Source organism: Anabaenopsis tanganyikae CS-531, assembly GCF_029891675.1.
Taxonomy (GTDB): Bacteria; Cyanobacteriota; Cyanobacteriia; order Cyanobacteriales; family Nostocaceae; genus Anabaenopsis; species Anabaenopsis arnoldii.
Genome location: NZ_JANQDF010000175.1, coordinates 21,833 through 28,679, shown reverse-complemented (window position 1 = coordinate 28,679; position 6,847 = coordinate 21,833). Strand labels below are relative to the sequence as shown.

The window sequence follows — 6,847 nt, the reverse complement described above, 5'->3', positions numbered from 1 at the left end:
CAGGAATGAACACGCTCAAGGGTTTAAGGTTTATTATGATGCGATTGAAGATTATACAAATGCAGAGGATAAGAAAAAATATTTTAGTTCTCGGAAGTTTAAAGATTTAGGTTTTAATCATTTTAAACCAGATAGTAACGGGAACTGGATAAATCAAACTGATAATGATTTTGATAGTCTTTTACCTGTGGTTGATAAGGGTGTGAAAGCAGGTAAAGGACAAGAAGCTGTATTTAAGTTGTTTACAACAGGATTAAAAACTAAAAAAGATGAATGGGTTTATGATTTATCTTATCAAAATCTTAAAAATAAAATGGATTTCTTTATATGGGTTTATCAAGAAACTTTAAAAGATAAAGACTTTAATGCTAAAGAAAAAATTAAATGGGACAGAGAATTAATTAAATTTTTACATAACAAAATTAAAAAAACGTTTCATTCTAATCAAATCGTAAATAGTTTATATCGTCCATTTACCAAAAATTACCTATATTTTGATAAACATTTAAATGCCATGATGTTGCAATGGCTAAATATTTATTCTATAAATAACCTTGACAATAAATATATTGCCTATTCTGCATTAGGAAATACAAAATCCTTTCATTGTTTAGCTAGTAATACAATAATTGATTTACACCTAACAGGTGATTCCCAATGTCTCCCCCTGTACACATACAACCAAGAAGGAAAGCGCATAGATAACATCACCGACTGGGGACTACAACAAATTCACACCCATTACCAAGACACAACAATTACTAAAATAGATATCTTTCACTACACCTATGGGGTGCTACATAACCCAGAGTACCGCCAAAAATACGAACTCAACCTAAAACGAGACTTTCCCCGCTTACCTTTATATGATCACTTTCCCCAATGGGTGGACTGGGGTAAACAACTCATGGATTTACATATTAATTATGAAACCGTCACACCCTACAAACTCAGTCGGGTTGATATTCCTTTAAAGGATAACCAAACCACACCGAAGGCCAAGTTAAAGGCTGATAAAACCAAGGGAAGTATCATCTTAGATGATGTGACCACATTACAAGGTATACCCAGCATAGCATGGGAATATATGCTAGGCAATCGTTCCGCCTTAGAATGGATTTTAGATCAATATAAAGAGAAGAAACCCAAGGACCCGACTATTGCGGAAAAGTTTAATACTTACCGGTTTGCAGACTACAAAGAACAGGTCATAGATTTATTAATGCGGGTGTGTAGAGTCAGCATGGAAACCATGAATATAGTTAATCAGATGTCGGGTGGTTAAGATCCCCGACTTCTCACATCATCACAGATAATCTAAGATAACTTAGCTAGAAGTCGGGGATCTGTGTGACTGTGGGAGGGGGTGTAAGATCCCCGACTTCTCTCCCAAATATTCAATAACTCCCTAGGTTATGGAAGAAGTCAGGGATCTGTGGGGCGATCGCCACCCAGGGAACCGGGGGTTAAAAACCCCCGTCTCAAAGCTAAAGTCAGATAAATCTGACTAGAAAATCATGTATGTAATCATAGTCTAGACCGCCAATCAACCTTTGCGTACCTTTGCGCCAACCTTTGCGCCCTTTGCGTTCAAAAACAGATATAGGGGAACTGTCCCCTTTCCTCACTGATAATTTCTCAACTCAAATAGAATGACTAATAAGAAAAGGGAATAAATCAATATGACTGCGAACATAGCTGAGGATTTAGGAAGATTATTTGAGGTGGGTTTTAATATTGGTGTTCTCTGCTATATTCAGCAAGAACAAATTAAGCAGAAATTTGGTAATTTATATCGTCATCAATTAGAAAACCTCAAGTTCTCTAAAATTCGACAAAGAATAATTGATAGGGTATTAAGTACCTTAGAACGAGATATAGCTGAAACCTGGTGTCAATTCTTTGTTCAAAAGGGATTTTTATCAGGGTTAAATTTCTTTAGAGAATATTTGACATCCTTGGGAGATCAAATTAAGGATCTGGAAATTCTCTATTATCAATGCTGCTTTCATGGTGATAACAGTATTGGAACTTATGAAACCGACCAGACCCAGTGGTTTAAAGATGTTCTTTCCCAGTTTGATCAGTTACAAAATACTGCTGACTATATTCCTAGATATCAGGAAAAAGGTGGTTTTCTGAATGCAGATACTTTGATTTTGCTCAAGTGTCGGCGTAAATATCGGGTTTTATGTCTTGATTTATCAATATTTTCTGTTCACACTGATGAAGATATCCAAAATATTGATTATGTGGAAGTTATTCGCAACTTATTGATGCGCGATGTTAACTATGTCCGTTCTAAAAGTGTGTTCTCTAACTTGAGTGTTGATACTAATTCTTTGGGTTTGGACTTCTCACCTAGTTTAACAGACTATTTCACAGCTTTTAAAGCTAAAGATAAGGAAACCGCTAAGTTAATTCAAGCAGCTGCTTATATTTATAGCTTTAACCAATTTCTCCAAGAAACGGGGATAATATCAGATAGATCGTCAATTGTGTTTAATGCTATTGGTTATAGCGATCGCTCATTCAATACTATATCTATTACACCAGATCAACTCAAGATTTTTGAGACTTGTCATCAAATCTATAAATTACATAATACAACAGAACAAATCACCGACGCACGTCGTCGAGTTTTAGATAAAATTAAGCGTAACGCTGGGAGTAGCTTTGACCAAGGTAGGGAGTTTGTCAACTCTCTTGTAAACATCACCCGCGATCGCATCAATATCATACCACCTCACACCGAGAAAATTAGCGACTTTTTTAACTCTGTCGCCCCAGTTCCTCCAGAGTTAATTTCCGACTTAGGTTTGACGGGAAGCTACAACTTTCGCGAAGCACATAGTCAACTGATTCAAAAATCTTTGCTGTCTGAGAATACCTATATATTCCTCACCGGAAACCCAGGTATTGGTAAAACCACTGCGATCGTCAATTTTCTCAAACATCATCTAGATGAAGGGTTTCTATTTTTCTATGTCAGTCCCCGCAAACAGGTAAATCTCGACATCATCGAAAAATTCAAGGATAAAGCAACCGGTGATTTAGTAGATGACAGAATCTTGGCGATCAATACTCATACTCACCTGATTCAAGATAACTCTGGTAAATGCTCTGTTGAATATACCTCGAACCTATATCAAGAGGATTTTATTCAAGGAACAGTTAATTTCCTTAAGAGTCAAAATCTGGAAAGAGGGGTGAGACGCAGTAACCGACTCGAACACATCACCGATGATACTATTATAGACCGGGGAGAAAAAACCGCAGGTGTTTTAAAGAGTCTTTGCAAAGGACTACATACTACCATTACTCACAAATTATCTAACAACGTTATTGCTACTACTTCCACCCAGTCTCTGAAGAAAACTCAGACTGGAAATACCCTCACACACCTGGAGAAAATATTCAGCGACGCATACAACACCAGGGAAAATAAGGTCTTTCCCCAAAAGATGCAAAATATCTCCCGTCGCATCAAACATCTATTTATTATGATAGACGAAATTACCGGGGATGAGGGAGGGGTGGAGTTTCTCCATGGTATTCACAAACTCATCAATAAATATCAGTTAAATCAACCTGAAAATGGTTTTAACACTAAGGTAATTATTGCAGATGCTTCCATCGTTGATCAAAATGTCATTTGTCAACATCTAGAAAATACCACCCCCGAACCCAATAAAATCTACTTTCGTCACGCTCTGGAAAATATTCAACCCCTGTCAGTGGTCAATTTGCAGTTTAAAAAATTACCTGCGACCATGATTAACGCTAATTCCTACCCCGCTCAAAGCTTAACTATTAGCTATCAAATTTTTATTGAGTCTTGTAAATTTAGCGATCGCGCGCAATTAAAGGATAAATCTAATTTAGAGCAAAAGCTCTTAGATGTCATTTTCGCCGATATCCAGAATTTATTACAAGATTCTCAGGTGCAACAATTTATAGTATACATCCAAAATAAACCCAAACTAACACAAATTATTGACAAGCTCCAGGAAACCTTGGGTAAAGAGAACTTCCAGAAAAATACTCATTATATAGAAATACACGCCAATATCTCGGAATTAGAAAAACAACAACTTCAACAGTATCAGGAAAATGTCAAGGTAGTCTTCATGACTGCTTCGGGAAGTCGTGGTTTATCTTTCCCCAAAGCCAAGCACATTTTGGTAGAAATCCCTAAGTTTGAGATTGAAAAAAACCTGATGGAAATCATTCAGGTGATTTACCGCGGTCGGGGAAATGATCATATAGATAACCAAGATAAATACTTGTACTTCTATTTAGCTGAACGTTCTGTTTATTACCAAGATGACCCTCAATTGTCTTTACAAGAAAGTGTCCTCAGTTTATTAAACCTGCTGTTAATTCTTAAGGCTTCCATGATGACTCGTATATATGGTTATGGTAAAATTGGCAGAAAGAAATATATACTGATTCCTATCGGTGGTAAGTCGGTTTTAGCTGCTGGGGAAACATTTTCTAGTCAAATAGTTAATCTGATCAACCAACTTAAGAAAGAATATCAAATCCATCGGAGTCATGAGTTATTAAAACAAGTCTATACCAGTCTAGAGAAACTCATGGGAGATGGAAATTTTCGGGTTGAAAACACTCCCGAAGAAAGTTATTTAAAATTACAGAAGTCTTTTAAGGAGCAATTTTTGCAATTAGCTAATAGTTTTGATCAACTCCTAGATGTTCCTCCTTTAGAGTTAGCTTATATTAACGGTGGTTTGCTCATAGTACCTAGTAAAAATATCCAAGAATCTTATCAAATGAAATTACTGGATATAGAAAAGTACGCTCATGGAGAATTATGGGATAATCTCAAACTAATTAGTAAAAATCCCATTTATCCTGAAAACTTAAGATTTGCAACTCAAGATGCAATTGAACTAGTGGAAAAATTGAAAAAAGCGCCACCCAAGACACAAAACTTCACACAAACCAGTGAATATAGTGACCAATATTACGCCTTACCCTTACTTGTATTTATTAGTGGAGAAGTCATGAGTCAATATTTTGCTGAGGAACCAGAAGAACCAGAAGACCTGCGTTTCCGTGATATTCTATTTACATACCTTCGTTCGTTATACCCGGTCACTAACATCTTACCTATAGGTCATAATTATCAAGAATTTCCCTTTTTAGTCTTTAGAAGTTCTGCCTTAGCAGAAATGAGACAAAAACTGTTCACAGAAAAATATCTACTACACTCCCGGGAACTGAATGTATTAAACCTGATCCTCGCGCAAAAAATTGATTAAATACTACATCATTGTAAACAACTAATAGCTACTAACAAACCTCGAGCTTTATTCAAGGTCTCCTGATATTCCTTCTGTGGGTCAGAATCAGCCACTAGACCCGCACCCGCCTGGACGGTTACAGTATGATTATGCAATACCATCGTGCGAATCGCGATCGCAGTATTCAATTGTCCCTCAAAATCGTAATAACCATAGACTCCAGAATAAACACCCCGACGACATGGTTCTAACTCGTGGATAATTTCCATCGCCCGAATTTTCGGCGCACCGCTGACAGTACCCGCTGGGAAACAGGCCTTAAGTAAGTCCCAGGCGCTTTTATCTGATGATAGCCTACCCACCACATTACTCACAATATGCATCACGTGGGAATAACGCTCTACCACCATTAACTCATCAACTCTCACGCTTCCACTTTCACAGACCCTTCCTAAGTCGTTACGACCTAGGTCAACCAACATCACGTGTTCCGCTGTTTCCTTGGGATCTTGCAGTAAATCTGTAGCTAAAGCTGCATCTTCCTGTGGGGTTTTACCTCTCGGACGCGTCCCAGCTATGGGTCTGACTGTAGCTACTACCCCACCCGCTCCATCGGCTTGGGCTTTTACCATCACCTCCGGACTGGAACCGATAATTTGCCAGTCTTGGAAATTAAAGAAAGCCATGTAGGGGGAAGGATTAATTTGGCGTAGGGAGCGATAAAGGGCAAAGGGATCACCTTTATATTTTGTCGATAACCTCTGGGATATAACGACTTGAAATATGTCTCCTGCCTTTATGTATTCCTTCGCTTTTTCTACACTATCACAGAATTCCTCCTGTGTCAAGTTGCTAGTATATTCTTCTATCCCTCCCCCATCCTTGCTGCCCGGCGGTGTCCATTCTAACATTGTTTCTTGGGGCGACACAGGGCGGGATAACTGAGAGAGCATCTGTGTGACGCGATCGCACGCTTGTTCATAAGCCTGCCATAAATTCACATTTTGATCACGTAAATCAGCATAGGCGATCGCCCAAACTTTCCGTTTCACCTGGTCAAAAATTAACAAGTGGTCTACCTGCATCCACAATCCATCAGGTATATTACGCTCATCTTGTGGATGAATAGGTACACGTGGTTCTATCCACCGAATCAACTCATAACCCCAAAAGCCAAACAGTCCGCCAATTCCTGGGGGGAGTTGGGGTAAAGTCACTGGTTTATAGGGTGCCAAACATTGAGCCAAAGCTGCAAACGGGTCTCCTGTAAACACAACTTGGGAACCATCCCGATGTGTTTGAGTAGTAGTGTCACCCCGGGCGGACAAAATCCACAGGGGATTACAACCGAGTAAACTATAACGGCCGATGTTTTCGCCCCCTTCTACTGATTCCAACAAAAAGCTATAAGGCTGACCGGAGCAGACTTTATACCAAGCAGATACTGGGGTATCGAGGTCTGCTACCCATTCTTGATACACTGGGACAAAATTACCTTGTAAAGCTAGTTCAGAAAAATCAGAGAAATCAGGGAACATCATAAATGGATTTAGAGAGTGGTGAGCACAGGAGGAGAGGGG

3 protein-coding genes are annotated in these 6,847 nt (G+C 38.6%); 2 read left to right on the top strand and 1 reads right to left on the bottom strand.

Annotation, left to right across the window (positions count from 1 at the left end; all coding sequences use genetic code 11):
* Positions 1 to 1,285: type ISP restriction/modification enzyme (locus NWP22_RS17125; protein WP_342393887.1), on the top strand; the 1,285-nt coding region annotated here is incomplete at its 5' end.
* Positions 1,286 to 1,682: 397 nt separating this feature from the next.
* Positions 1,683 to 5,285 carry a helicase-related protein gene (locus tag NWP22_RS17120; protein ID WP_280802147.1) on the top strand — a complete coding sequence of 1,201 codons (3,603 nt, stop codon included), beginning with the start codon at positions 1,683 to 1,685 and terminating at the stop codon, positions 5,283 to 5,285.
* 8 nt (positions 5,286 to 5,293) lie between these two features.
* Here NWP22_RS17120 and trpE read toward each other — a convergent pair whose 3' ends face one another.
* Positions 5,294 to 6,808 carry an anthranilate synthase component I gene (gene trpE / locus NWP22_RS17115; RefSeq protein WP_280802146.1) on the bottom strand — a complete coding sequence of 505 codons (1,515 nt, stop codon included), beginning with the start codon at positions 6,806 to 6,808 and terminating at the stop codon, positions 5,294 to 5,296.
* Between the last annotated feature and the right edge of the window lie 39 nt (positions 6,809 to 6,847).

Bases quoted from the DNA above. Each gene is read 5' to 3' on its own strand.
- trpE (WP_280802146.1), bottom strand. From the start codon at position 6,808: ATGATGTTCCCTGATTTCTCTGATTTTTCTGAACTAGCTTTACAAGGT.
- NWP22_RS17120 (WP_280802147.1), top strand. From the start codon at position 1,683: ATGACTGCGAACATAGCTGAGGATTTAGGAAGATTATTTGAGGTGGGT.